The organism is Enterobacter sp. J49, from assembly GCF_002148625.1.
Taxonomy (GTDB): domain Bacteria; phylum Pseudomonadota; class Gammaproteobacteria; order Enterobacterales; family Enterobacteriaceae; genus Enterobacter; species Enterobacter ludwigii.
This window is the reverse complement of record NZ_MWPY01000004.1, coordinates 1-294: the sequence shown is the minus strand read 5'-3', so window position 1 is coordinate 294 and position 294 is coordinate 1. Positions and strand designations below refer to the sequence as shown.

Below are 294 nucleotides of genomic sequence, written 5' to 3'. Positions count from 1 at the left end.
TCATATCACCTCGCCGGCGCTTTTCGCAGATTAGCACGTCCTTCATCGCCTCTGACTGCCAGGGCATCCACCGTGTACGCTTAGTCGCTTAACCTCACAACCCGAAGATGTTTCTTTCGATTCACCATCGACTTGCGAAAATTTGAGAGACTCGAACACACATAACATGTGTGTCGTTTCAATTTTCAGCTTGATCCAGATTTTTAAAGAGCAAAACTTCGCAGTGCACCTTTTCAGGTTCACTCTGAAGTTTTCTTGTTTTCGCAGTAAAAGATGGTGGAGCTATGCGGGATC

The 294-nt window shown here is 45.9% G+C and carries 1 rRNA gene; it reads right to left on the bottom strand.

The features are described from left to right. A 23S ribosomal RNA gene (locus BJP35_RS00025) occupies window positions 1-94 on the bottom strand; the annotation flags it as partial. Window positions 95-294: the final 200 nt, after the last annotated feature.